Raw genomic sequence first — 21,639 nt, 5'->3', positions numbered from 1 at the left:
AACCGGAAAAAAGACATCCGGATACGATTTTCCGGGCCGGAATTTTGCATTTTCCGGAAAAATCCCTACATTTGCGTAAATGAATAACCGCAACCATATCCATCGTCATCACCACCATTTCCGCAATCCGGCAAAGGGGCAGACGACTATGTATATGTATCGCAGATAGACCGAATCAATCCGTACACAATACACACGAGCTCACCCTCTGCGGGATGAGCTCTTTTTTTGTTCATCGCCGCCGGAGGGTGTCTTAAAAACACCGAAAAAACATGCTGAAAATCGCCATCCAGGCCAAAGGCCGGCTCAATGAACAGAGCCTCGAACTGCTCTCCGAAGCGGGTATCCGGGTCGCCGAGAGCAAACGCAAACTGATTTCCCGCGCGGAAGGGTTTCCGCTCGAAGTCCTCTACCTGCGCGACGACGACATTCCGCAGGCCGTCTCGATGGGAGTCGCCGATCTGGGCATCGTGGGGCTGAACGAGGTGGCCGAAAAGGGCTTCGCGGTCGAACAGCTCATGGACCTCGGCTTCGGAGGCTGCCGCCTCTCGCTGGCCGTTCCCCGGACGGCGGATTACGAAGGGCCCGACTTCTTCCGCGGCAAGCGCGTGGCGACCTCCTACCCCAACATCCTCGCCCGCTATTTCGCGGAAAAGGGAATCGAAGCCGAAATCCACACCATCGAAGGCTCGGTGGAAATCGCCCCGGCCGTGGGCATGTCCGACGCCATCTTCGACATCGTATCGTCGGGCGGCACGCTCATCTCGAACGGACTTACGGAGGTCGAGAAGGTCTTCTTCTCGGAGGCGGTGCTCATCGCCGCACCCGACCTCGACCGGGCGAAACGCACGGAGGTCGGGCAACTCACCTTCCGCTTCAACTCGATCCTCGACAGCCGCGACATGAAATACGTGCTGATGAACCTGCCCCAGGAACGGCTCGACGAGGCCATCCGGATCCTGCCCGGCATGCGCAGTCCGACGGTGCTGCCGCTGGCCCAGGAGGGCTGGTGCTCGATCCATGCCGTGATCGACAAGGCGCAGCTTTGGGAACGCATCGAGCGGCTCAAGGCCATCGGTGCCGAAGGCATCCTGATCCTCTCTCTCGAAAACATGATCCGCTGAAACAAACCGCAGAAACGATGGAAATACTGAAGATTTACGACAATCCCGCCCGGCCGCAATGGGCGGATCTCACCCGGCGCTGTACCCGGCAGGAGGGCGAAATCGCCGAACAGGTCGCCGGCATCCTCGCCCAGGTGCGCGAAGGAGGCGACGAGGCGCTCCGCCGCATCGTCCGCCGCATCGAGGGCCGCACGCCGGAGGCATTCGAAATTCCGGCAGACATCCGCCGCAAGGCCGCGGAGGCGGTCTCCGACGACCTGAAAAAAGCGCTCGCCGCGGCCAAAGCCAACATCGAGGCCTTCCACCGCGCCCAGTTGCCGCAGGAGGTGCGCATCGAGACGATGCCCGGTGTCCGCTGCATGCAGCGCGCCGTGCCGATCCGCCGCGTGGGGCTGTACGTTCCGGGCGGCCAGGCGCCGCTCTTCTCCACGGTGCTGATGCTCGCCGTACCGGCACGGGTCGCCGGATGCGGAGAGGTGATCCTCTGCACGCCGGCCTCGCGCGAAGGGGCCGTCGCCCCGGAGATACTCTACGCCGCCGACCTTTGCGGCGTGGACCGCATATTCGCCGTGGGAGGCGCGCAGGCCGTGGCCGCCATGGCCTACGGCACGGAGAGCATCCCGCGGGTGGACAAGATCTTCGGTCCGGGCAACCGCTATGTCACCCGGGCCAAGCAACTGGTCGCAAGCGACACGGTGGCCGTGGACCTTCCGGCCGGCCCTTCGGAGGTGCTGGTGCTCCTCGACGACGACGCATCGCCCGCCTTCGCCGCCGCCGACCTCCTCTCGCAGGCCGAGCACGGGGGCGACAGTCAGGCGATGCTGGTCTGCGCCTCCGAAACCTTCGCGCGGCGCGTGCAACTCGCCGTCGAAGAGCAATTGCAGCGCCTCGGACGGGGAACGGTCATCCGCGAGGCGCTCCGCACGAGCCGGATCGTGGTGCTCGGCGACCGGGAGGAGCGCATCGCCTTCGCCGACGCCTACGCCCCCGAGCACCTGATCGTGGCGATGCACGACCCGTGGGAGGCCGCCGGACGCATCGCCGCGGGCAGCGTGTTCGTGGGACCCTGGTCGCCCGAAAGCGCCGGGGACTACGCCTCGGGAACGAACCACACGCTGCCCACGGGCGGCTGGGCGAGGGCTTGCAGCGGCGTGAACACCGATGCATTCCTGCGCAAGATCACCTATCAGGAACTCACGCGCGAAGGACTCGGGCGTCTCGCGCCGACGATCGTCGCCATGGCCGAAGCCGAAGGGCTCGGGGCACACGCCGCAGCGGTGCGCATCCGGATGAAAGGAGGTGCGCTATGAGACCCCTCGAAGAGTTGGTGCGCCCCAACATCCGGGCGCTGCGCCCCTACTCCACGGCCCGCGACGAGTACGCCGGAGGCGAATGCGCCGGGAGTGCCGTCCAAACCTGGCTCGACGCCAACGAAAATCCCTTCGAGAACGGCATCAACCGCTACCCCGACCCGCACCAGCGGCGGCTCAAGCGGCAGATCGCCGCGCTGAAAGGCATCGGCGAGGAGCGGATTTTCCTCGGCAACGGCAGTGACGAGGCGATCGACCTGGCCTACCGCATCTTCTGCGTCCCGGGACGCGACAACGCCGTGTCGATCTCCCCCACTTACGGCATGTACCGCGTGGCGGCCGACACGAACGACGTGGAGCTGCGCGAAGTGCCGCTCGGCGAGGGGTTCTCGCTGCCGGTCGAGGCGCTGCTCGCCGCTGCGGACGAGCGCACGAAACTCCTGTGGCTCTGCTCGCCGAACAACCCCACAGGCAACGCCTTTCCCGAAGGGGAGATCGAACGGCTGCTCGCCGGATTCGACGGGATGGTGGTACTCGACGAAGCCTACATCGACTTCGCCGACGGACCGGGATTCCTGCCGCGCCTCGCGGAGTTCCCGAACCTGATCGTCCTGCAGACCTGCTCGAAAGCCTGGGGCATGGCGGGCCTGCGTCTCGGGCTGGCCTTCGCCTCGGAACCCGTCGCGGAACTTTTCGCAAGGGTCAAATACCCCTACAACATCAACACCCTCGCACAGGAGGCGGCCTCCGAACGGCTCGCATGGGACATCGCCGGGCAGACCGCCCTGATCCGCCGCGAACGCGCCGCCGTGGCCGAAGCCCTCGCCGGGGCCGCCTGCATCGAACGTGTTTACCCCTCCGAGGCCAACTTCCTGCTGGTACGCACGCCGGATCCGGACCGTCTCTACGACACCCTGATCGGGGCGGGCATCATCGTCCGCAACCGCTCGCGCATCCCGGGATGCGCCGGATGCCTGCGCATCACCGTCGGAACCCCCGGGGAGAACGCCCGGCTCATCGAAACTGTCAAAAATTTCAGACCATGAAAAAAGCCCTCTTCATCGACCGCGACGGCACGATCGTCGCCGAACCCGCGGACCAGCAGATCGACAGCCTCGGGAAGCTGGAGTTCGTACCCGGCGCCATCTCGGCGCTGAAGGCCCTCGCCGGGCTCGATTTCGAGCTGGTGCTGGCCTCGAACCAGGACGGGCTGGGAACCGACGCCTTTCCCGAAGCGGCGTTCCTGCCCGCACACGAAAAGATGCTCTCGACGCTCCGCGGCGAAGGGGTCGAATTCGCCGACCAGTTGATCGACCGCACGTTCGAGCGCGACGGAGCCCCCACGCGAAAGCCCCGCACGGGCCTGTTCGGCAACTACCTCGGCGGCGGATACGACCTGGCCGCGAGCTACGTCATCGGCGACCGCGCGACCGACATCCTGCTGGCCCGCAACCTCGGGGCGCGGGGCATCCTGCTCGCCCCGCGCGGGAAGGGCGAACGGCTGCTGCGCGAAGCGGGGGCCGCGGAGGCCTGCGCACTCGTCACCGACTCGTGGGAGGAGATCGCCGAGTACATCCGCCGCGGAGAGCGGCGGGTCGAGGTACGGCGCGAAACGCGCGAGACGCGGATCGCCGTGCGCCTCGACCTCGACGGACGCGGGGCGTCCGGCTCCCGGATCTCGACGGGGCTGCGTTTTCTGGACCACATGCTCGAACAGATCGTCCACCACGGCGGCGTGGCGCTGGACGTGGAGGCCCGGGGCGACCTCGACGTGGACGAACACCACACGGCGGAGGACGTGGCCATCGCGCTGGGCGAGGCGATCGACCGCGCGCTGGGCTCCAAGGCGGGCATCGCACGCTACGGATTCGCCCTGCCGATGGACGACTGCCGGGCGCTGGTGCTCCTCGACTTCGGCGGACGCATCGACTTCGAATGGGACGCGGAATTCCGCCGCGAACGCATCGGCGACATGCCCACCGAACTGTTCAGCCACTTCTTCCGCTCGCTCTGCTGCGCCGCGCGGTGCAACCTCCAGATCGCGGCCCGCGGCGGGAACGAACACCACAAGGCCGAAGCGATCTTCAAGGCCTTCGCCCGCGCCCTGCGGATGGCCGTGGCCCGGCAGGGATTCGGATACGACATACCCAGCAGCAAAGGAGTCCTATGATAGCGGTGGTCGATTACGATACGGGCAACCTGCGCTCGGTGGCCGAGGCGCTGCGACGTGCAGGCGCGGAGTTCCGCCTCACGTCCGACCAAAGGCTGCTGCGCGAAGCGGAAAGGGTGATCCTCCCCGGAGTCGGCGAGGCATCGTCCGCCATGCAAAGGCTCCGCGAACGGGGGCTCGACCGGGTGATTCCCTCGCTCGCGCAGCCCGTGCTGGGCATCTGCATCGGGATGCAACTCATGTGCCTTTCGAGCGAGGAGGGCGACACCCGCTGCATGGGCATCTTCCCGGCACGGGTGCGGCGGCTGCCCGCCGCCGCGCCGGACGGCGGACGGATCAAGGTCCCCCACGTGGGCTGGGACACGCTCTCCGGCCTGCGGTCGCCGCTGTTCGACGGGCTGGACGAGGGGGCGTATGTCTATTACGTACACTCGTTCGCCGCGGAACCCTGCGCGGAGACCGTCGCCATGACCGACTACGGCGGGCCGTTCAGCGCGGCACTCGCGTGCGGCAACTTCTTCGGCGTGCAGTTTCACCCCGAAAAGAGCGGGGAGACGGGTGTGCGCATACTTCGCAATTTTCTGAACATGAAATGAAACGACTTTACGCATGATCGAAATGATTCCCGCAACGGACCTCATCGGCGGCCGCTGCGTCCGCCTCACGCAAGGCGACTATACGAGCCGGAAAACCTACTACCGCGACCCGCTCGAAGCGGCGCTGCGCTTCGAAGAGGCGGGCGCACGCCGCCTGCACATGGTCGATCTCGACGGCGCGAAGGCCGCCGAACCGCAAAATCTGGCGGTATTGGAACGCATCGCCGCGAAGACCTCGCTCGAGGTGCAGTACGGCGGCGGCATCAAGAGCCGCGCAGCGCTGCGCAGCGTCTTCGACGCCGGGGCGCGCCGGGCCGTCTGCGGCAGCGTCGCGGTACGCGAACCGGAGCTGTTCGCCCGGTGGATCGCGGAGTTCGGCCCCGAACGCCTGATCCTCGGGGCCGACGTCCGCGACGGCGTCGTGGCGATCCAGGGCTGGACGGAGCGTTCGGAACGCACGGCGCCCGAGCTGATCGAAACGTTCCTGCCGGCGGGGCTCAGGCAGGTCGTCTGCACGGACATCTCGCGCGACGGAATGCTCTGCGGCCCGGCAGTCGCCCTCTACGCCGACCTGCAGAGGCGGTTCCCGCAGGTCGAAATCACCGTCAGCGGCGGCGTCTCGTCGCCGGACGACATCGCGCGGCTGGAGCGCGAAGGGCTGCGCAGCGTCATCGTCGGCAAAGCCCTCTACGAAGGCCGCATCACCCTCGAAAAACCCGGACCATGCTCGCCAAACGCATAATCCCCTGCCTCGACATCCGCGACGGCCAGACCGTCAAGGGAATCAACTTCACCGCGCTGCGGCAGGTCGGGGACCCCGTGGAGCTGGGGGCGAAATACGCCACCGAAGGGGCCGACGAACTGGTGTATCTCGACATCAGCGCCTCGGAGGAGGGACGCCGCACCTTCACGGGACTGGTATCGCGCATCGCCGCGCGGATCGACATCCCTTTCACCGTCGGGGGCGGCATCGCGTCGGCCGAAGACGCCGCCCGGCTGCTCGACGCCGGAGCGGACAAGGTGTCGCTCAACAGCGCGGCCGTCACGAATCCGGCGCTCATCGACCTGCTGGCGGCCCGGTACGGGTCGCAGTTCGTCGTGGCGGCGATCGACGCCCGGAAGACCGGCGAACGCTGGCAGGTGACGACCCACGGCGGCAAGCGGGCCACGGAACGCGAACTGTTCGAATGGGCCCGGGAGGTCGCCGACCGGGGCGCCGGAGAGATTCTCTTCACCTCGATGGACCACGACGGCACGCGGAACGGCTATCCGAGCGACCTGTTCGCCCGACTGGCCGAACTGCCGGTCCCGGTCATCGCCTCGGGCGGCGCGGGATGCGTCGGGCATATCGCCGACGTGCTGACGCGCGGCAGAGCCGACGCGGCGCTGGCGGCCAGCATCTTCCACTACGGGGAAATCCCGATTCCGGTCCTCAAGCGCGAGTTGAGGAAAATGAATATAAACGTCAGGCTATAAACAAAACAGGAAAAACATGAAAATCACAGCGAAACCCTTTTCGGAACTCGATGCCGAAAAGCTCCCCGACGGGCTCGTTCCCGCCGTCATTCAGGACGACCGCACCCTGCAGGTGCTCATGCTGGGCTACATGAACCGCGAAGCCTACGAGAAAAGCCTCGCCGAAGGACGCGTCACCTTTTACAGCCGCACGCGCCGCCGCCTTTGGACGAAGGGCGAGACGAGCGGCAACTGGCTCGACATCGTTTCCGTGGCGGCGGACTGCGACAACGACACGCTGCTCATAAGGGTCATCCCCCACGGCCCGACCTGCCATACGGGGTCGAAAAGCTGTTTCGGAGCGGCCCTGCCCGAAACGGAAGGGTTCATCCGCTACCTGCAAAGCGTCATCCGCGGCCGGCACGCCGAAATGCCCGAAGGCTCCTACACCTCGAAACTTTTCACGCGCGGTGTGAACAAGATCGCCCAGAAGGTCGGCGAGGAGGCCGTGGAGACGGTGATCGAGGCCGTAGCGAAGAACCGCGAGGCGATGATCTACGAAGCCTCGGACCTCATATACCACCTGCTCGTGCTGCTCGAAGCCACCGGGTGCTCGATCGCGGACCTCGAGAAGGAACTGGCGCGCAGACATGCCTGAAGAACGCCCGCCGGAACCGGAAGGACGGACCGGAAAGGCCCGAACGCCAAACGGCCCCGGAAAGGCCCGCAGCCGGACGAAAAACGCCCCTGCCGCATTGCACGGCAGGGGCGTTCGTTCGCGTCCCCGGAAGCGGTCCGATCACATGCGTTCGGGGACGTCGATGCCCAGCAGGCGCATGCCGCTGCGAATGACGCGGGCGACCTGCCCGGCCAGCCGCAGACGCATCCGGCGCACGGCGGGGTTCTCCTCCCGGAGAATCGAATGATCGTGGTAGTAGCCGTTGAAAGTCTTGGCCAGCTCGTAAACATAGGCTCCGACGATCGAAGGGGCGAAACTGTCGCCCGCGGCCTTCACCACGGCAGGGTATTCCGTCAGCGATTTGACGAGGGCGATCTCCTCCGGCAGGTAGTTCGCGGCGGCTCCGTCGCCGTCGCCCTCAAGACCGATGCCCGCCTCGGCAGCCTTGCGCAGCACGGAACGGATGCGTGCGTGGGTGTACTGGATGAAGGGGCCCGTATTGCCGTTGAAGTCGATCGACTCGCGCGGGTCGAAGAGCATCGTCTTCCTGGGATCGACCTTGAGGATGAAGTACTTCAGCGCCCCGAGGCCCACCATCGCCGAAACGGCGTCGGCCTCCTCCTCCGTGCAGCCGTCCAGCTTGCCCAGTTCGGCCGACATCTCGCGCGCGGTCTGCACCATCGCGGCGATCAGGTCGTCGGCATCGACCACCGTGCCCTCGCGCGACTTCATCTTGCCCTCGGGCAGCTCGACCATGCCGTAGGAAAGGTGCGTGATATGATCGCTCCACTCGGCGTAGCCCAGCTTCTTGAGAACCAGTTTCAACACCTGGAAGTGGTAGTTCTGCTCGTTGCCCACGACATAGATCATGTCGTCGAGCCGGTTGTCCTCGAAACGGCGGTAGGCCGTACCGAGGTCCTGCGTCATGTAAACCGACGTGCCGTCGCCGCGCAGCAGCAGCTTCTCGTCCAGCCCATCGCCCGTGAGGTCGATCCACACCGAATTGTCCGGGCGGCGGTAGAAGACGCCCTTGGCAAGGCCCTCCTCGACGAGCGACTTGCCCAGCAGGTAGGTCTGCGACTCGTAGTAAACCTTGTCGAAATCGACGCCCAATGCCTTGTAGGTTACGTCGAAGCCCTCGTAAACCCAACCGTTCATCGTCTCCCAGAGCGAATAGACCTCCGGATCCTTCGCCTCCCAGCGGCGCAGCATCTCCTGCGCCTCGCGCATGATCGGCGCGTTCCGTTTGGCCTCGTCCTCCGACTGCCCGGCGGCCACGAGTTCCCTGATCTGCTCCTTGTAGTGCTTGTCGAACTCGACGTAGTACTTGCCTACGAGGTGGTCGCCCTTCATGCCCGACGAAGCGGGGGTCTCGCCGCCGCCGTAGAGTTTCCACGCCAGCATCGACTTGCAGATATGGATGCCGCGGTCGTTCACCAGGTTGGCCTTGATGACCGTGTGGCCGTTGGCCGCGAGGATCTGCGCCACGGAGTAACCCAGCAGGTTATTGCGGATATGGCCCAGGTGCAACGGCTTGTTGGTGTTGGGCGACGAGTACTCGATCATCACGGTGCGGCCCGTCGGCGCGGCCTGGCCGAAATGGTCGTCGGCGGCGATCTCCTCGAAGCGGGCCGCCCAGAACGCGCCGTCGAGCGAGAGGTTCAGGAATCCCTTGATGACGTTGAACGACGCGATCTCCGGCACGTGGGCCGTCATGTATTCGCCTATCTCGGTCGCAGTGGCCTCGGGCGACTTGCGGCTGCGGCGCAGCAGCGGAAAGGTCACGAGGGTGTAGTCGCCCTCGAATTCCCTGCGGGTTTTCTGAATCTGCAACTGCTCGCCCGAAAGCTCGCCGTAAAGCGCCTCCACCGAACGGCGGACCGCATCCGAGATAAAGGTTTCGATATTCATTGTGTGCTCTGCGATTTTTCGCCTGCAAATTTAGCGATTTTCGACGAATAATCAATTCCCGGGGGCGGGAATCTCCCCAATATCGGAAAACATTGCCTATCTTTGCGGAAAATAACCCGCGCGATGCGGGCGGCAGGCCCCGGCCGGGCCGCATCCGTCCCTTCGGAACCGCCGCCGTCCGCCGCCGGAAAACGACCAACACTCGTCAGATGGAAATACTGATCATTCTGTTACTGATCCTGCTGAACGGCCTGTTCGCCATGTCGGAAATCGCCTTCATCTCGGCGCGCCGTTCGAACCTCGAAATGCAGGCCCGGCAGGGCAGCGCGTCGGCGCGGCAGGCGCTCAAACTCGCCCGGGACCCGGACCGGTTCCTCTCGACCATCCAGATCGGCATCACGCTGATCGGCATCCTCACGGGTATCTACTCGGGCGATGCGCTGGCCGGCAAGGCGGGCGCGGAGCTGGCGCGGCTGGGTATTCCGATCGCCACGGCCACCCTCGCGGCGCAGTTCGCCATCGTCATCGTCGTCACCTACCTCACGCTCATCTTCGGCGAGCTGGTTCCCAAACGGATCGGCATGAACGCCGCCGAACGCATGGCCAAGATCATGGCCCGCCCGATGCGGCTGCTCGCGGCCGCGGCCTCGCCGTTCGTCTGGCTGCTCTCCAAGAGCACGGCAGGCGTGACCCGCCTGCTCGGACTGCGCGAGGCCGAAACGAAGGTCACCGAGGCGGAAATCCGCTCGATCATCCAGGAGGGGGCCGAGGACGGCGAGGTGCAGCAGGTCGAACAGCAGATCGTCGGCCGGGTCTTCTCGCTGGGCGACCGCACGGTGGAGTCGATCATGACCCACCGCAGCGAAATGGTGTGGCTCGACGCGGCGATGAGCGCGCAGCAGATCCGCGAGAAGGTCGCCGCCGAGCCGCACAACCGCTACCCGGTGGGAGACGGAACGCTCGATAGGCTGCTCGGCGTGGTTTACCTCAAGGACCTGTTCGTACACCTCCCCGACGAAGGGTTCGACCTGCGCGCGCTGATCGAGCCGGCCAAGTTCTTCCACGAGGGTTTCGAGGTTTACAACGCCCTCGAACAGTTACGCAACGAACAGTTGGGATACGGCATCATCTGCGACGAATTCGGCGTGACGCGCGGCATCATCACCCTGCGCGACATCTTCGAGGCGCTCGTGGGCGAGCTGCCCGAGCAGAGCGAGGAGCCGGACATCGTTCCGCGCGAGGACGGCAGTTGCCTGGTGGACGGACAATGCCCGTTCTACGACTTCCTGCTCCACTTCGGTGCCGAGGAGGAGCACCCCACCAACGCCTACAACACCGTCAGCGGCCTGATCCTCGATCAACTGAAGCACATCCCGACAACCGGAGAGCGGCTGCAATGGGGCGGTTTCGGATTCGAGATCGTGGACATGGACGGCGCACGCATCGACAAAATACTCATCACGCGCATTCCGGAAGACCCGGCACAAGAGGTATGAAAATAGCGGACATCGAACTGGGCGAGAAGCCGCTTCTGCTGGCTCCGATGGAGGACGTGACGGACCCGTCGTTCCGTTACATGTGCAAACGGTTCGGGGCCGACGTGGTTTACACGGAGTTCATCTCCTCGGACGGTCTGATCCGCGACGCGGCCAAATCGCTCCGCAAGCTCGAGATCGACGAGGCGGAACGCCCCGTGGGCATCCAGATTTACGGCCACCTCGTCGAACCGATGGTCGAGGCGGCGCGGATGGCCGAAGCGGCCGGGCCGGACATCATCGACATCAACTTCGGCTGCCCGGTGAAGAAGATCGCCGGACGGGGAGCCGGATCGGGCATGATGCGCGACGTGCCGCTGATGGTCGAAATGACGCGGCGGATCGTCGGGGCGGTGAACAAGCCCGTGACGGTGAAAACACGCCTCGGATGGGACGACGAGTCGAAAAATATCGAGGAGATCGCCCTCCGCCTGCAGGACACGGGCATCGCCGCGCTGACGATTCACGGCCGCACGCGCGCACAGATGTACCGAGGCGAAGCGGACTGGACGCTGATCGGCCGGGTGAAGAACAACCCGCAGATACGCATTCCGATCATCGGCAACGGCGACGTGGATTCGGGACCGAAGGCGGCCGAAATGTTCGAACGCTACGGCGTGGACGGCGTGATGATCGGCCGCGCGACCTACGGCCGGCCGTGGATCTTCCGCGAGGTGAAGCACTTCCTCCGGACAGGCGAGGTGCTGCCCCAGCCGTCGGTCGCGGAGCGGGTGGAGATCGCCCGGGAACACCTGGGCAAGTCGCTCGAGGTCAAAGGCCCGCACGTGGGGATTCTGGAAATGCGCCGCCACCTGACCAACTACTTCAAGGGGCTGCCCGATTTCAAGGCCACGCGCCTCAAACTCGTGACGTCGCTCGATCCCGACGAACTCTACTCCACGCTCGACTTCATCGCCGAGCGCTGGGGAGACTTCGACCTCTCGGGCACGGTCCCCGCGCCGCTGTCGCACGACCTCTGACAACGGGGAACCGCAGCCAGACAGGGAAAGGCGGCGGTAACGGCCGTATTCATGCCGCTACTTCAGCACGCGCTCGATATAAGCCTTGTAATCTTTGACCACCGGCTCGTAGCCGTCATCTTCGAACAGCGGCGAGGAGATCAGGAAGTCGGCCGAAGAGCGGTTGATGGCCGTGGGAACGTTGTAGAGCGTCGCCAGGCGCAGCAGCGCCTTGACATCGACATCGTGCGGCTGGGCCGACATGGGGTCCCAGAAAAAAATCAGCGCATTGATCCTGCCGTCGGCGATGAGCGATCCGAGCTGCTGATCGCCGCCCAGCGGGCCCGACTTGAGCAGCGTAATGCGCAGGTCGGGATGCGGTCCGTCGGCCTTGTCGTGCTCCCTGCGGTGATCACGGAGCGTCTTCTCGACCATCTTGCCCGTCGTACCGGTGCATATCAGATGGTGCGGACTGAGTTTCGCGCAGTTCCAATCGACCCATTCGGCCAGGTCGCGCTTCATGTTGTCGTGGGCCACCAGAGCCAGCGCTTTGATCTTCTGTTCCATATCGTCGTTTCTTCATGAAAGGGTCCGCGGACCCTCCCGTTTCCGTAAAAAACCGGCCCCCTTACGAGAGGCCGGGCATAGGTCCGCTACTCCTCCTCGGCGGGAAGACAGAATTCCGTGAAACCGGCTCCAATGAGGATGTTGAACCACGCGAAGCACTTCTTCATGTCCGAGACATGCACCCTGTCGCGGTCGTACTCGGGGAGTACCTCGGCGAAGAAGGCCCTGAGCTTCTCGGGAGCCTCCTTGGGGCTGATGGCCTCCTTCCCGCCCGTATGGGCGTAGAGGCGGGTGAACACCTCAGCGAGCGGAATGTCGTCGCCCTCGGTGAACATCGAAATCTCCGAGAGGGCGCTCACACGGGCGTTCGCCGCGGCGTTCATGCGCCGGCCGTCGAGCAGCGACTCGACGATCACGCCGCGCGTGGACTGCGCCACATATTTATAAAGTCCGGGCTGCCCCGAAATGGCCAGAATCTCTTTCAGTTCCATAATCGTATGAATATCTTTGGGTTAAGGTTATTCGTTCTTCACATGCACGTCCATCTGCGGGAAGGGGAAGTTGATTCCCGCGGCTGGCAGCTCCTTGTAGAACCGCTCGTTGTACTCGAAAAAGACGTCCCAGAAATCGGTGTTCTTCGTCCACACGCGCACGGTGAGGTTCACCGAGCTGTCGGCCAGCGCCGAGACCCACACCACCGGCTCGGCCGGTTCGCGCAACACGCGGGGATCGGCCGCAAGCATGCCGAGGATGGTCCTGCGGGCCGTGTCCACGTCGTCGCCGTAGGAAATGCCCACGGTCCAGTCCACGCGGCGCACGTCGGCCGTCGAATAGTTGTCGATGATGGCCGTGGCGATGGAGTTGTTGGGAATGTAGATCGTCTGGTTGTCCACGGTCGTGATGACCGTCGAGAAGAGCTTGATCTCGCGGACCGTGCCCGACTGTCCCTGCGCCGAAATGTAGTCGCCGATGCGGTAGGGCTTCATCAGCAGGATCATCACCCCGCCGGCGAAGTTCTGCGCCGTACCGCTCAGGGCCATGCCGATAGCCAGCGTGGCGGCCGAGAAGACGGCGATAAGCGACGTGACGTTCACGCCCAGCGTGGAGACCACGATGAGCACCAGCAACAGCATGAAGACCACGCGGACCGTATTGCGGAGGAACGAACGCAGCGACACGTCCACCTGGCGCCGTTCGCAGACGGCATCGAGAAGGTGTATGATCCGCCGCACGATCCAGCGTCCGACGAAGTAGATAGTCAGCGCGATGAGGACCTTGACGAGAATCCACACCGCCTCGGAGAGCAGGTTTTGCAGCAGTTGGTCCACGTCGAGGTTGGCCAGCTTGCGGACCGTCTCGGCGAAATTGGCTTTCTGCACGCTGTCGGGGACCATCAGGGGAGCCGACTTGCCCGCCCCCGCGAAGAGGTCGAACAGGATGCCGTCGAGAAAATTCATAATTCCGTTCCTTAGAAGTTTGCCATGCAAAAATAGCCAAAAAAAAGAGAAGTTTATTAACTTTGTCCATATTCTTGCAGAAGAGGACCGAAATACACCACCGAAGATGCGAAACGACGTAGAAATCATTCAGATCAACATATCCGGGGAGGACAAGCCCGGCATGACCTCGTCGCTGACCGAGATTCTGGCGCGCTACGACGCCTTCATCCTCGACATCGGCCAGGCCAACATCCACCAGTCGCTGACGCTCGGCATCCTGATACGGACCACGGCCGACAAGTCGGGCAACATCATGAAGGAGTTGCTGTTCAAAGCCTCGGAGCTGGGCGTGATGATCCGATTCGCCCCGATCGCCGAACGCCGCTACGAGGACTGGGTGAGCCGGCAGGGCAAGAACCGCTACATCATCACGCTGCTGGGACGCACCGTGACGGCGCGCCACATCGCCGAGGTGACGAAAACCGTGGCCGAACACGGGCTCAACATCGACGCCATCAAACGCCTGACGGGGCGCGTACCCCTGCGCGAGGACGACCGCACGGCGCGGTCGTGCATCGAGCTTTCGGTGCGCGGATCGCTCACCGACGAGGAGCGCGCCGCGATGCAGGAGCGGTTCATGAACCTCTCGGAGCTGGGGCTCGACGTCTCGTTCCAGCGCGACGACATCTACCGCCGCAGCCGGAGGCTGATCTGCTTCGACATGGATTCGACGCTCATCGAGACCGAAGTGATCGACGAGCTGGCCGACCGGGCCGGCGTCGGAGCCGAGGTGCGCGAAATCACCGAACGCGCCATGCGGGGCGAAATCGACTTCCGCGAGAGTTTCACCCAGCGTGTGGCGCTGCTCAGGGGGCTGGACGTCGCGGTGATGGAGGAGATCGCCCGCTCGCTGCCCATCACCGAGGGACTGGAACGCATGATGACCATTCTCAAGCGCGTGGGCTACAAGACGGCGATCCTTTCGGGCGGATTCACCTATTTCGGCAACTACCTGCGGCAGAGGTACGGCTTCGACTACGTTTACGCCAACGAGCTGGAGATCGAGAACGGACGCCTGACGGGCCGTTACGCGGGCGAAATCGTGGACGGACGCCGCAAGGCCGAGCTGCTGCGTCTGCTGTGTCAGTTCGAGGAGATCAACCTCGCGCAGGCGGTGGCCGTGGGCGACGGGGCCAACGACCTGCCGATGCTCAGCCTCGCGGGACTGGGGATCGCCTTCCACGCCAAGCCCAAGGTGAAGGCCACGGCCCGGCAGTCGATCTCGACGATCGGACTGGACGGCATCCTCTATTTCCTCGGACTCAAGGATTCGCGCATCGAGCAATGATACGGCGTACAACGGTTCTCGGAGCGCTGCTGTCGCTGGCGGCGGGCTGCTGCGACTCCTCGTTCGGGGAGCCGGACGACGGCGCGCAGCCGCCCCCGCGGACCGAAACCATCGCCGCGCTGCGCGCGCTCTACGCCGGGGAGACCTTCCCCGTGACGGGCGACATCACGGTCGAAGGCACGGTGACGAGCAGCGACCGGGCGCGCAACTTCTACCGCTCCCTCTGCATCGAGGACGGGAACGCGGCGATCGAGGTCATGGCAGGCATAGACCAGCTTCATAACGACTACCCCGCGGGCTGCCGCGTGACGCTGCGGCTCGAAGGGCTCGCCGTGGGCGAAAGCCGCGGCGTACTGCAAGCCGGACGGCTGCCCGGCCCCGGAAGCGGCTATGCGACGGATTACATCGGATCGAAGCCCGCGCTCGACGCCGCGCTGATCCGTCACGGAGAGACGTTGCGGGAACTCGAACCCGCGAGGCTCCGGATCGCGGAGCTGACGCCGGAGCGCTGCGGAACGCTGGTGCGTATCGACCGCCTCATCTACCGTCCCGAAGACCTTTCGGGTTCGACCTGGTCCGGATACAAACGCTTCGCCGACGACGAGGGCGCGGAAATCTACACCTACGTCCGCACCTATGCGCGTTTCGCGGACGAGGAAGTGCCCGCGGGGCAGGTGTCGCTCACGGGGATTCTCCAGCGCGACGAGACGGGCGGAGGCCGTTACATACTCAAACTGCGCGATGAGACGGACTGCCGGACACTTTGAAACGCTGCTCGCCGTATGCGCGGCGGCGCTCGCGGCCGGATGCGACGAGGCCACGCATCCCGCGCCCCGCGAGGAGCAGCGGGCGACGAACTCCGTGGCCTATCTCAAGTCGCTCTGCGACGGAAGGAACAGCGTCGTCGTGACGCAGGAGATCACGGTGCAGGGCTACGTCGCGGCGAACGACCGCTACGGCGAATTCACCAAATCGCTGGTGATCGAGGATGCGACGGGCGGAATCACCGTCGCCGCAGACCTCGAATCGGTGGCGGACGTCTGTCCGTTCGGCTACGTGGCGACGCTGCGCTGCCACGGTCTCGTGCTGTGCGACTACGGCGGGAAGATCCAGATCGGGGTCGCCCCCGAAGGCAGCGGCACAGGCCGCATTCCGGCGGAGGATTTCGCCCGCTACGTCAGTGTCCGGATGCCGGAGGCGGACGAGGGGCTGCGAGCCGAAGCCGTCACGATCGACCGGATCGCGGAACGGCATATCGACACCCGCGTCCGGATCGACGGCGTGCATTTTCCGCAGGCGGGCGCGAAATGGTGCGACACCGACCCGCAGACGGGCCGGAGCGTGACCACCGAGCGTACGCTCGCCGACGACGAGGGGCACACCCTGCCCGTGCGAACCGCCGGGACCTGCACCTACGCCAAAGAGCCCGTACCGGCGGGCACGGGCTCGATATACGGCGTAATCGACTATTTCGACGGAAAATACACGCTGCGCGTCACCAACCGCGACATCCTGTTTCCGGAGAACGGTCTCTGACGTGAGGGACGGGGCCGGCGAATATATCGCCTCCGGCAGGACGGGCTCCGGCGGATCAGCGCTGGAGCGCCTCCCAGAGCATATCCTTCAGCTTCCGGATATTCAGCCCCGACACCGAGGAGATGAACACCGCCGGAACGCCCTCGGGCAGGTGCGCGCGCATCTCGCGGATCAGCCCCTCGTCCAGCATGTCGCACTTGGTGACGGCCAGCAGCCGCTCCTTGTCGAGCAGCTCGGGATTGTACTGCGTGAGCTCCCCGAGCAGAATGTCGTAGTCGCGGCGGATGTCATCGCTGTCGGCAGGAATCATGAACAGCAGCACCGAATTGCGCTCGATATGGCGCAGGAAGCGCGTGCCGAGGCCGCGGCCTTCGTGCGCCCCCTCGATGATGCCCGGAATGTCGGCCATGACGAACGAACGGCCGTCGCGGACCTCCACGATACCCAGATTGGGTTCGAGCGTCGTGAAGGCGTAGTTGGCGATCTTCGGCTTCGCGGCCGAGACGACCGACAGCAGCGTGGATTTGCCCGCATTGGGGAAGCCCACCAGCCCCACGTCGGCCAGCACTTTCAGTTCGAGAATGAAAGCGCCCTCCTCGCCCTCCTCGCCCGGCTGGGCGTAACGCGGCGTCTGGTTCGTGGCGCTCCTGAAGTGCCAGTTGCCCAAACCGCCCCGGCCGCCCCGGAGCAGCACGAGCCGTTCGCCGTCGGAGGTCACCTCGCCCACGGGTTCGGTGGTCGTCGTGCCGTCCTCCAGCTCCACGACCCGCCGTGCGACCGTACCCAGCGGCACGGGAATGACGATGTCCCGCGCATCCCTGCCCGACGAGCGGGCGCCCGATCCGTTCTGCCCGTCTTCGGCGAACTGGTGGCGCTGGTACTTGAGGTGGATCAGCGTCCAGTACTGCCTGTCGCCCTGCAAGACGATGCTGCCGCCCTTGCCGCCGTCGCCGCCGTCCGGACCGCCGAAAGCCACGAACTTCTCGCGGCGGAAATGCGCCGAGCCGGCCCCGCCGTGACCCGAGCGGGCGAAAATCTTCACGTAATCTACGAAGTTGGAACTTGCCATAACGGTTTTCTTTTCAAGGGGCAAAGATAGTGCAAAGCGGGCGCTGCGGCAAATTTATTTGATGCGGCGCAGAACAAAACACCCCCGCACCGGTTCCGCATCCGGCGTACCGGAACGGATTCCGGGAAAAACCGGACCCGGAGCGGCAGACGGCACGTCCCGCCGCAGACGACGGCTGCGACGGGACGTTTTCCAGGACGCTCCCCGGAAGATCAGAGCGCCAGCGGCTCGTACTCCAGTCCCCACGCCTCGGCCACGGGACGATAGACCACCCGGCCCTCGACGATATTCAGACCGAGCGCCAGCTCGGGATTCTCCTTCGCGGCGCGGCGCCATCCCTTGTCGGCCAACTGGAGGGCATAGGGCAGCGTGGCGTTCGTGAGCGCGAGGGTCGAAGTGCGCGGCACGGCGCCCGGAATGTTCGCCACGCAATAGTGCAGGATACCGTCCACGTAATAGACGGGATCCTCGTGCGTCGTCGGATGCGACGTCTCGAAACAACCGCCCTGGTCGATGGCCACGTCCACCATCACCGTTCCGGGTTCCATCTCGCGCAGCATCTCCCGCGTGACGAGTTTCGGCGCCTTCGCGCCGGGAATCAGCACCGAACCGATCACCAGATCGGCGTGTCTGAGCTCCTCGCGGATGTTGTATTCCGAGGACATGAGCGTCTTGACGTTGCGCGGCATTACGTCGGCCAGGTAAGTGAGCCGTTGCAGCGAAATGTCGCAGATCGTCACGTCGGCGCCCGTTCCGGCGGCCGTGCGGGCCGCGGCCGTACCGACCACGCCGGCTCCGATGACGAAGACCTTGGCGGGTTTCACGCCCGGAACGCCGCCCAGCAGCACGCCCTTGCCGCCGCGCGGCTTCTCGAGGAAGTAGCGTCCCTCCTGCGTGGCCATGCGCCCCGCCACCTCGGACATGGGAATGAGCAGCGGCAGCGAACGGTCGGCCCGTTCGACCGTCTCGTAGGCGCAGCAGACCGCCCCGCTGTCGATCATCGCATGGGTCAGCGCCTCGCAACTGGCGAAGTGGAAATAGGTGAAGACGAGCTGCCCCCGGCGGATGAGCCTGTACTCGGGAGCGATCGGCTCCTTGACCTTGACGATCATCTCGGCCGTGGCGTAGATCTCCTCGATCGTGGGGAGGATACGGGCGCCGACCGCCTCGTAGGCGCTGTCGGGGAAACCGCTGTTCTCGCCGGCCGAAGCCTGCACGAAGACGTCGTGTCCCCGTTTGACGAACTCCTGCACGCCGGCGGGAGTGAGGCCGACGCGATTTTCGTTGTTCTTGATCTCTTTTGGAATGCCGATAATCATAACGCGGGATATTTTAAAGGTTTTTCACCTTCCAAAATACGCATTTTGTATCGAAATGCAAAAAAACCGAACGATTTTTTACCCTCCGGTCAGAAACGGTAAGAGACCGTAAGGTAGAACGAACGCGGCCAGGCGTACGTCCGGCGCGAAGCATGGGGCATCCACTCCGTCGCGTCGCCCGAACGGATGCGCCGCACGCGCAGCGACTCGTAGCCGTTGTAAACCGTGTCCCGCCCGCCCGTGAGGTTGCGCAGCAGCAGCGAAGCGGTCAGCCGCGAACGGTCGAAATAGAAGGTTCTGAACAACGACGCATCGAGCGTGAAGGCGTCGGCGAGGCGTTCCTGACGGGTGAAGGCGTCGAACGCCTCGGGCGTGAGCGCGGCCTGTCCGGCGATGCGGTCCGTGCGGCGGAGAGGCATCGGCTCGACGTAGCGTCCGCCGGCATAGCCTGCCGACAGACGGCCGCCCCACCCTTTCGGACCGAAGTAGGAAACCCCGGCCGTGGCCGCGGTCTGGGGCGTTCCGCCCACCGCGCAGCCGGCCATACGCCCTGCGGCGTGCGTCAGAACCGCCGTGTTGTCCACGTCGGAGAGGACCGTGAGGAGCGGATCGCGGATATGGCGGTAGCGGCCCGCCGAAGCGGCCAGCGCAAGGCTCCAGCGGTAGGAAAGGCGCACCTCGGCGGCAGCCTCGATCCCCAGGCAGAGACGGCCGATCCCCGCAACGGACATGTCGCAGAAGAGCGCCGCCAGATCGTCGTAATAGCGCCGTGTCTCCAGACCGTCGAACACGGCGACGGCGAAGGCCGTGATGCGCATGTCGAGCGAAGGCCCCGTGCGGCGCCACGACGCTTCGGCGGCGAAGGTGCGCTCGGGCGACGAATCATCGACGATGCGGTTGTTGTAGGAAGGCTGGTAGAAAAGCGCTTCGGAGAGCGGCGGTTCGGCTCCGGCCATGACGGCGGCCTCGAGGTAGCTGCGCGGGGAGAAAGACCAGCCGGCGAGCGCCTTCAGCCGCCACGGGGCGAAACGGACCGTGCGCGAAGGTCCGTAGGAGAGCGCCCCGGGGAAGAGCTCCTTCTCGTAGAACCCCCGCCGCCGGACGGCGGCGGCGCCCAGCTCGGCGCAGAGATCGAAGCGGAAACGGTCGGAGCGGTATTCGGCGCAGAACCGCGCCCGGATTTCGCGCGAACGGATCGCATAGTCGTAACCGAAGCGGTCGCCCTCGCGGATCGTGCGGTCGGGATGGCGCAGATCGTTCTGGAGCAGGTTGCTGTACGTGTCGTCGTCCACCAGGTAACGGTCGATATCCGTCACGTAACCGGCCCCGAGCAGGTCGCGCATCTGCCGGTAGAAACGGGTTCGGTCGCTGCGCAGCGACACCCCGCAACGGAGCGTCAGGCGGGAGTCCGTGCGGACCGAAAAGGCGGCGTCGAGGCAGAGACGCACGGGCCGCTCCACCCGGTCGTCGAGCGCATAGACCGCATGACCGCCCTGCATCCGGTTGCGGCGAATCAGCTCGTCCCAGTCGATCTGCGTATAGCGCGGGTCGCGCGTGAGCCACGCCCGCTCGGTTTCGAGATCGTCCGTGTAGCTCGGCAGGTAACGGTAGTTGTCGGGCATCGGGGTGCGGGCGTCGTACCAGTCGAGCATGCTGTAACGCGCGACGCCCGCTTCGGCCCCGAGGCGGAGCGAGAGCGAGGCCGCCTCCGAGAGCGGCACGGCGTAGTCGGCGACGAGGAGCGGCAGCGTCTCGCGCCGCACGCGCGAATTGCGCACCCGCCCGTCCTGATAGCCCCATGCCGGATTGTAGAGCCGGTCGCCCGTCAGCGTGAAAGCCTCCTCCGAGGAGGAAAGACGCGTGCCCCGCACCGAGGGCGGGACGATGCAGACCAGCGACAAGGCGTGCTCCCCGCCGAAACGGCGGAAGAGCCGCAGTCCGACGGTCAGGGCATTGGTGAAGACGCCCTCGACGTGCATGTCGCGTCCCGTGCGGGCATCCAGCGCCAGCGAGGCGCGCCACCCCCGCCCCAGATGCGCCGAGGCGGCGACCTTCGCCCCCGCGAGGTAATTGCGGTCGGTCAGCCGCACCGACGCCAGAAAGGGCTGCAACGGCTCCCCGGCGGAAAAGCCGACGAGACGGACGCCGCCCGCGCCGCCCGACTCGCCGGGCGGCGGCACGAGTCCGGCGTAACGGATCTCCTCCGCGCCCAGCAGCCGCAAGGCCGGAAGATAACGGTACGACAGGTCCATGCCCGCGAAGGAGATGCGCCCGGCGCGGCGTTCCAGCCCGCGGCGCTTGAAGGCCACCTGCGGCAGGTTGAAGTCCGTCTGCTCGCCGTAGAGGTCGGCGGCGGACTGGACGGCGCGGTAGAAAAGGGTCGAATCGGTCACGAGCAGTTCCCGCCGCTCCTCGCGTTCGGCATAGGGATAGTACTCGTCGTCGGGATACTGTGCCGCAGCCGTTCCGCCCGACAGCAGGAAAACGACGAGGCAGAAGAGACTTTTCGGCATACGATCAGGTCCTTTTACACTACAAATATAGCAAAAATTCCGGGAGTGCCAAACGCGAAAGCGGCGTGCGACAAACGGTTTGTCGCACGCCGCTCCGAACGGAATGCCG

20 protein-coding genes are annotated in these 21,639 nt (G+C 65.1%); 13 read left to right on the top strand and 7 right to left on the bottom strand.

The genetic code is table 11. The features are described from left to right. Positions 1-272: 272 nt before the first annotated feature. The 8 genes from hisG to hisIE are packed head-to-tail and all read left to right on the top strand — an operon-like array spanning position 273 to position 7,313. Positions 273-1,124 (top strand): ATP phosphoribosyltransferase, encoded by an 852-nt coding sequence (hisG, locus tag KB554_RS07600; RefSeq protein WP_211035405.1) that lies wholly within the window; start codon positions 273-275, stop codon positions 1,122-1,124. 17 nt (positions 1,125-1,141) lie between these two features. Continuing rightward, positions 1,142-2,434, top strand: coding sequence for a histidinol dehydrogenase (gene hisD / locus KB554_RS07595; RefSeq protein WP_211035403.1), 1,293 nt, complete (start codon positions 1,142-1,144; stop codon positions 2,432-2,434). After that, on the top strand, positions 2,431-3,480 hold the full coding sequence (hisC, locus tag KB554_RS07590; RefSeq protein WP_211035402.1) for a histidinol-phosphate transaminase: 1,050 nt from the start codon (positions 2,431-2,433) through the stop codon (positions 3,478-3,480). Before hisD ends, hisC begins: the two co-directional genes overlap by 4 nt. Beyond that, positions 3,477-4,604: a bifunctional histidinol-phosphatase/imidazoleglycerol-phosphate dehydratase HisB gene (hisB, locus tag KB554_RS07585; protein ID WP_211035401.1), complete on the top strand. Its 1,128-nt coding sequence runs from the start codon at positions 3,477-3,479 to the stop codon at positions 4,602-4,604. The genes hisC and hisB overlap by 4 nt, the downstream gene beginning before the upstream one ends. Continuing rightward, positions 4,601-5,200 carry an imidazole glycerol phosphate synthase subunit HisH gene (hisH, locus tag KB554_RS07580; protein ID WP_211035400.1) on the top strand — a complete coding sequence of 200 codons (600 nt, stop codon included), beginning with the start codon at positions 4,601-4,603 and terminating at the stop codon, positions 5,198-5,200. The genes hisB and hisH overlap by 4 nt, the downstream gene beginning before the upstream one ends. A 13-nt stretch (positions 5,201-5,213) precedes the next feature. After that, positions 5,214-5,942 carry a 1-(5-phosphoribosyl)-5-[(5-phosphoribosylamino)methylideneamino]imidazole-4-carboxamide isomerase gene (hisA, locus tag KB554_RS07575; protein WP_141427392.1) on the top strand — a complete coding sequence of 243 codons (729 nt, stop codon included), beginning with the start codon at positions 5,214-5,216 and terminating at the stop codon, positions 5,940-5,942. Then, positions 5,924-6,676 (top strand): imidazole glycerol phosphate synthase subunit HisF, encoded by a 753-nt coding sequence (gene hisF, locus KB554_RS07570; RefSeq protein WP_211035399.1) that lies wholly within the window; start codon positions 5,924-5,926, stop codon positions 6,674-6,676. Before hisA ends, hisF begins: the two co-directional genes overlap by 19 nt. 16 nt (positions 6,677-6,692) lie before the next feature. Continuing rightward, a complete protein-coding gene (gene hisIE / locus KB554_RS07565; protein WP_141427395.1) occupies positions 6,693-7,313 on the top strand; it encodes a bifunctional phosphoribosyl-AMP cyclohydrolase/phosphoribosyl-ATP diphosphatase HisIE in 621 nt (206 codons plus the stop codon). Between the two features lie 141 nt (positions 7,314-7,454). Here hisIE and argS read toward each other — a convergent pair whose 3' ends face one another. Then, on the bottom strand, positions 7,455-9,245 hold the full coding sequence (gene argS / locus KB554_RS07560) for an arginine--tRNA ligase (RefSeq protein ID WP_211035398.1): 1,791 nt from the start codon (positions 9,243-9,245) through the stop codon (positions 7,455-7,457). A 209-nt stretch (positions 9,246-9,454) separates the two neighbouring features. On the opposite strand from argS, the gene KB554_RS07555 reads away from it, so the two are divergent. Together KB554_RS07555 and dusB are read left to right on the top strand one after the other, a co-directional pair. Then, positions 9,455-10,741 (top strand): hemolysin family protein, encoded by a 1,287-nt coding sequence (locus KB554_RS07555; RefSeq protein WP_141427398.1) that lies wholly within the window; start codon positions 9,455-9,457, stop codon positions 10,739-10,741. Further along, a complete protein-coding gene (dusB, locus tag KB554_RS07550) occupies positions 10,738-11,760 on the top strand; it encodes a tRNA dihydrouridine synthase DusB (protein ID WP_141427401.1) in 1,023 nt (340 codons plus the stop codon). The genes KB554_RS07555 and dusB overlap by 4 nt, the downstream gene beginning before the upstream one ends. Before the next feature lie 57 nt (positions 11,761-11,817). Here dusB and KB554_RS07545 read toward each other — a convergent pair whose 3' ends face one another. From KB554_RS07545 to KB554_RS07535, 3 genes are all read right to left on the bottom strand, one after another. Beyond that, positions 11,818-12,306 (bottom strand): methylglyoxal synthase, encoded by a 489-nt coding sequence (locus tag KB554_RS07545; protein ID WP_211035397.1) that lies wholly within the window; start codon positions 12,304-12,306, stop codon positions 11,818-11,820. An 86-nt stretch (positions 12,307-12,392) separates the two neighbouring features. Then, positions 12,393-12,797, bottom strand: coding sequence for a DUF5606 domain-containing protein (locus KB554_RS07540; protein ID WP_211035395.1), 405 nt, complete (start codon positions 12,795-12,797; stop codon positions 12,393-12,395). A 27-nt stretch (positions 12,798-12,824) separates the two neighbouring features. Next, positions 12,825-13,763 carry a mechanosensitive ion channel domain-containing protein gene (locus KB554_RS07535; RefSeq protein ID WP_211035393.1) on the bottom strand — a complete coding sequence of 313 codons (939 nt, stop codon included), beginning with the start codon at positions 13,761-13,763 and terminating at the stop codon, positions 12,825-12,827. Between the two features lie 106 nt (positions 13,764-13,869). Between KB554_RS07535 and serB the strand changes: the two genes are divergently transcribed. From serB to KB554_RS07520, 3 genes are read left to right on the top strand one after another with little or no spacing between them, the layout of a single operon-like run. After that, positions 13,870-15,093 carry a phosphoserine phosphatase SerB gene (serB, locus tag KB554_RS07530; protein WP_211035391.1) on the top strand — a complete coding sequence of 408 codons (1,224 nt, stop codon included), beginning with the start codon at positions 13,870-13,872 and terminating at the stop codon, positions 15,091-15,093. Further along, positions 15,090-15,860 (top strand): DUF5689 domain-containing protein, encoded by a 771-nt coding sequence (locus tag KB554_RS07525; RefSeq protein WP_211035390.1) that lies wholly within the window; start codon positions 15,090-15,092, stop codon positions 15,858-15,860. Before serB ends, KB554_RS07525 begins: the two co-directional genes overlap by 4 nt. After that, positions 15,835-16,629, top strand: a complete 795-nt coding sequence (locus KB554_RS07520) for a DUF5689 domain-containing protein (RefSeq protein ID WP_211035389.1) — start codon at positions 15,835-15,837, stop codon at positions 16,627-16,629. Before KB554_RS07525 ends, KB554_RS07520 begins: the two co-directional genes overlap by 26 nt. Before the next feature lie 55 nt (positions 16,630-16,684). Here the strand turns inward: KB554_RS07520 and obgE are convergent, their stop codons facing one another. The 3 genes from obgE to KB554_RS07505 all read right to left on the bottom strand — a co-directional run bounded on the left by obgE (position 16,685) and on the right by KB554_RS07505 (position 21,530). Beyond that, the gene (gene obgE, locus KB554_RS07515; protein ID WP_141427412.1) at positions 16,685-17,698 is read right to left on the bottom strand and encodes a GTPase ObgE; all 1,014 of its coding nucleotides are present in this window, start codon (positions 17,696-17,698) and stop codon (positions 16,685-16,687) included. Between the two features lie 212 nt (positions 17,699-17,910). After that, on the bottom strand, positions 17,911-19,017 hold the full coding sequence (gene ald, locus KB554_RS07510) for an alanine dehydrogenase (protein ID WP_141427414.1): 1,107 nt from the start codon (positions 19,015-19,017) through the stop codon (positions 17,911-17,913). 89 nt (positions 19,018-19,106) lie between these two features. Next, complete coding sequence (locus KB554_RS07505) at positions 19,107-21,530, bottom strand: TonB-dependent receptor (RefSeq protein ID WP_211035388.1); 2,424 nt, start codon at positions 21,528-21,530, stop codon at positions 19,107-19,109. Positions 21,531-21,639 lie beyond the last annotated feature (109 nt).

This window comes from Alistipes sp. Marseille-P2263, assembly GCF_018101075.1.
Lineage (GTDB): Bacteria > Bacteroidota > Bacteroidia > Bacteroidales > Rikenellaceae > Alistipes > Alistipes dispar.
This window is presented reverse-complemented; position numbering and strand designations above follow the sequence as displayed.

Bases quoted from the DNA above. Each gene is read 5' to 3' on its own strand.
- hisG (WP_211035405.1), top strand. From the start codon at position 273: ATGCTGAAAATCGCCATCCAGGCCAAAGGCCGGCTCAATGAACAGAGC.
- hisD (WP_211035403.1), top strand. From the start codon at position 1,142: ATGGAAATACTGAAGATTTACGACAATCCCGCCCGGCCGCAATGGGCG.
- hisC (WP_211035402.1), top strand. From the start codon at position 2,431: ATGAGACCCCTCGAAGAGTTGGTGCGCCCCAACATCCGGGCGCTGCGC.
- hisB (WP_211035401.1), top strand. From the start codon at position 3,477: ATGAAAAAAGCCCTCTTCATCGACCGCGACGGCACGATCGTCGCCGAA.
- hisH (WP_211035400.1), top strand. From the start codon at position 4,601: ATGATAGCGGTGGTCGATTACGATACGGGCAACCTGCGCTCGGTGGCC.
- hisA (WP_141427392.1), top strand. From the start codon at position 5,214: ATGATCGAAATGATTCCCGCAACGGACCTCATCGGCGGCCGCTGCGTC.
- hisF (WP_211035399.1), top strand. From the start codon at position 5,924: ATGCTCGCCAAACGCATAATCCCCTGCCTCGACATCCGCGACGGCCAG.
- hisIE (WP_141427395.1), top strand. From the start codon at position 6,693: ATGAAAATCACAGCGAAACCCTTTTCGGAACTCGATGCCGAAAAGCTC.
- argS (WP_211035398.1), bottom strand. From the start codon at position 9,245: ATGAATATCGAAACCTTTATCTCGGATGCGGTCCGCCGTTCGGTGGAG.
- KB554_RS07555 (WP_141427398.1), top strand. From the start codon at position 9,455: ATGGAAATACTGATCATTCTGTTACTGATCCTGCTGAACGGCCTGTTC.
- dusB (WP_141427401.1), top strand. From the start codon at position 10,738: ATGAAAATAGCGGACATCGAACTGGGCGAGAAGCCGCTTCTGCTGGCT.
- KB554_RS07545 (WP_211035397.1), bottom strand. From the start codon at position 12,306: ATGGAACAGAAGATCAAAGCGCTGGCTCTGGTGGCCCACGACAACATG.
- KB554_RS07540 (WP_211035395.1), bottom strand. From the start codon at position 12,797: ATGGAACTGAAAGAGATTCTGGCCATTTCGGGGCAGCCCGGACTTTAT.
- KB554_RS07535 (WP_211035393.1), bottom strand. From the start codon at position 13,763: ATGAATTTTCTCGACGGCATCCTGTTCGACCTCTTCGCGGGGGCGGGC.
- serB (WP_211035391.1), top strand. From the start codon at position 13,870: ATGCGAAACGACGTAGAAATCATTCAGATCAACATATCCGGGGAGGAC.
- KB554_RS07525 (WP_211035390.1), top strand. From the start codon at position 15,090: ATGATACGGCGTACAACGGTTCTCGGAGCGCTGCTGTCGCTGGCGGCG.
- KB554_RS07520 (WP_211035389.1), top strand. From the start codon at position 15,835: ATGAGACGGACTGCCGGACACTTTGAAACGCTGCTCGCCGTATGCGCG.
- obgE (WP_141427412.1), bottom strand. From the start codon at position 17,698: ATGGCAAGTTCCAACTTCGTAGATTACGTGAAGATTTTCGCCCGCTCG.
- ald (WP_141427414.1), bottom strand. From the start codon at position 19,017: ATGATTATCGGCATTCCAAAAGAGATCAAGAACAACGAAAATCGCGTC.
- KB554_RS07505 (WP_211035388.1), bottom strand. From the start codon at position 21,530: ATGCCGAAAAGTCTCTTCTGCCTCGTCGTTTTCCTGCTGTCGGGCGGA.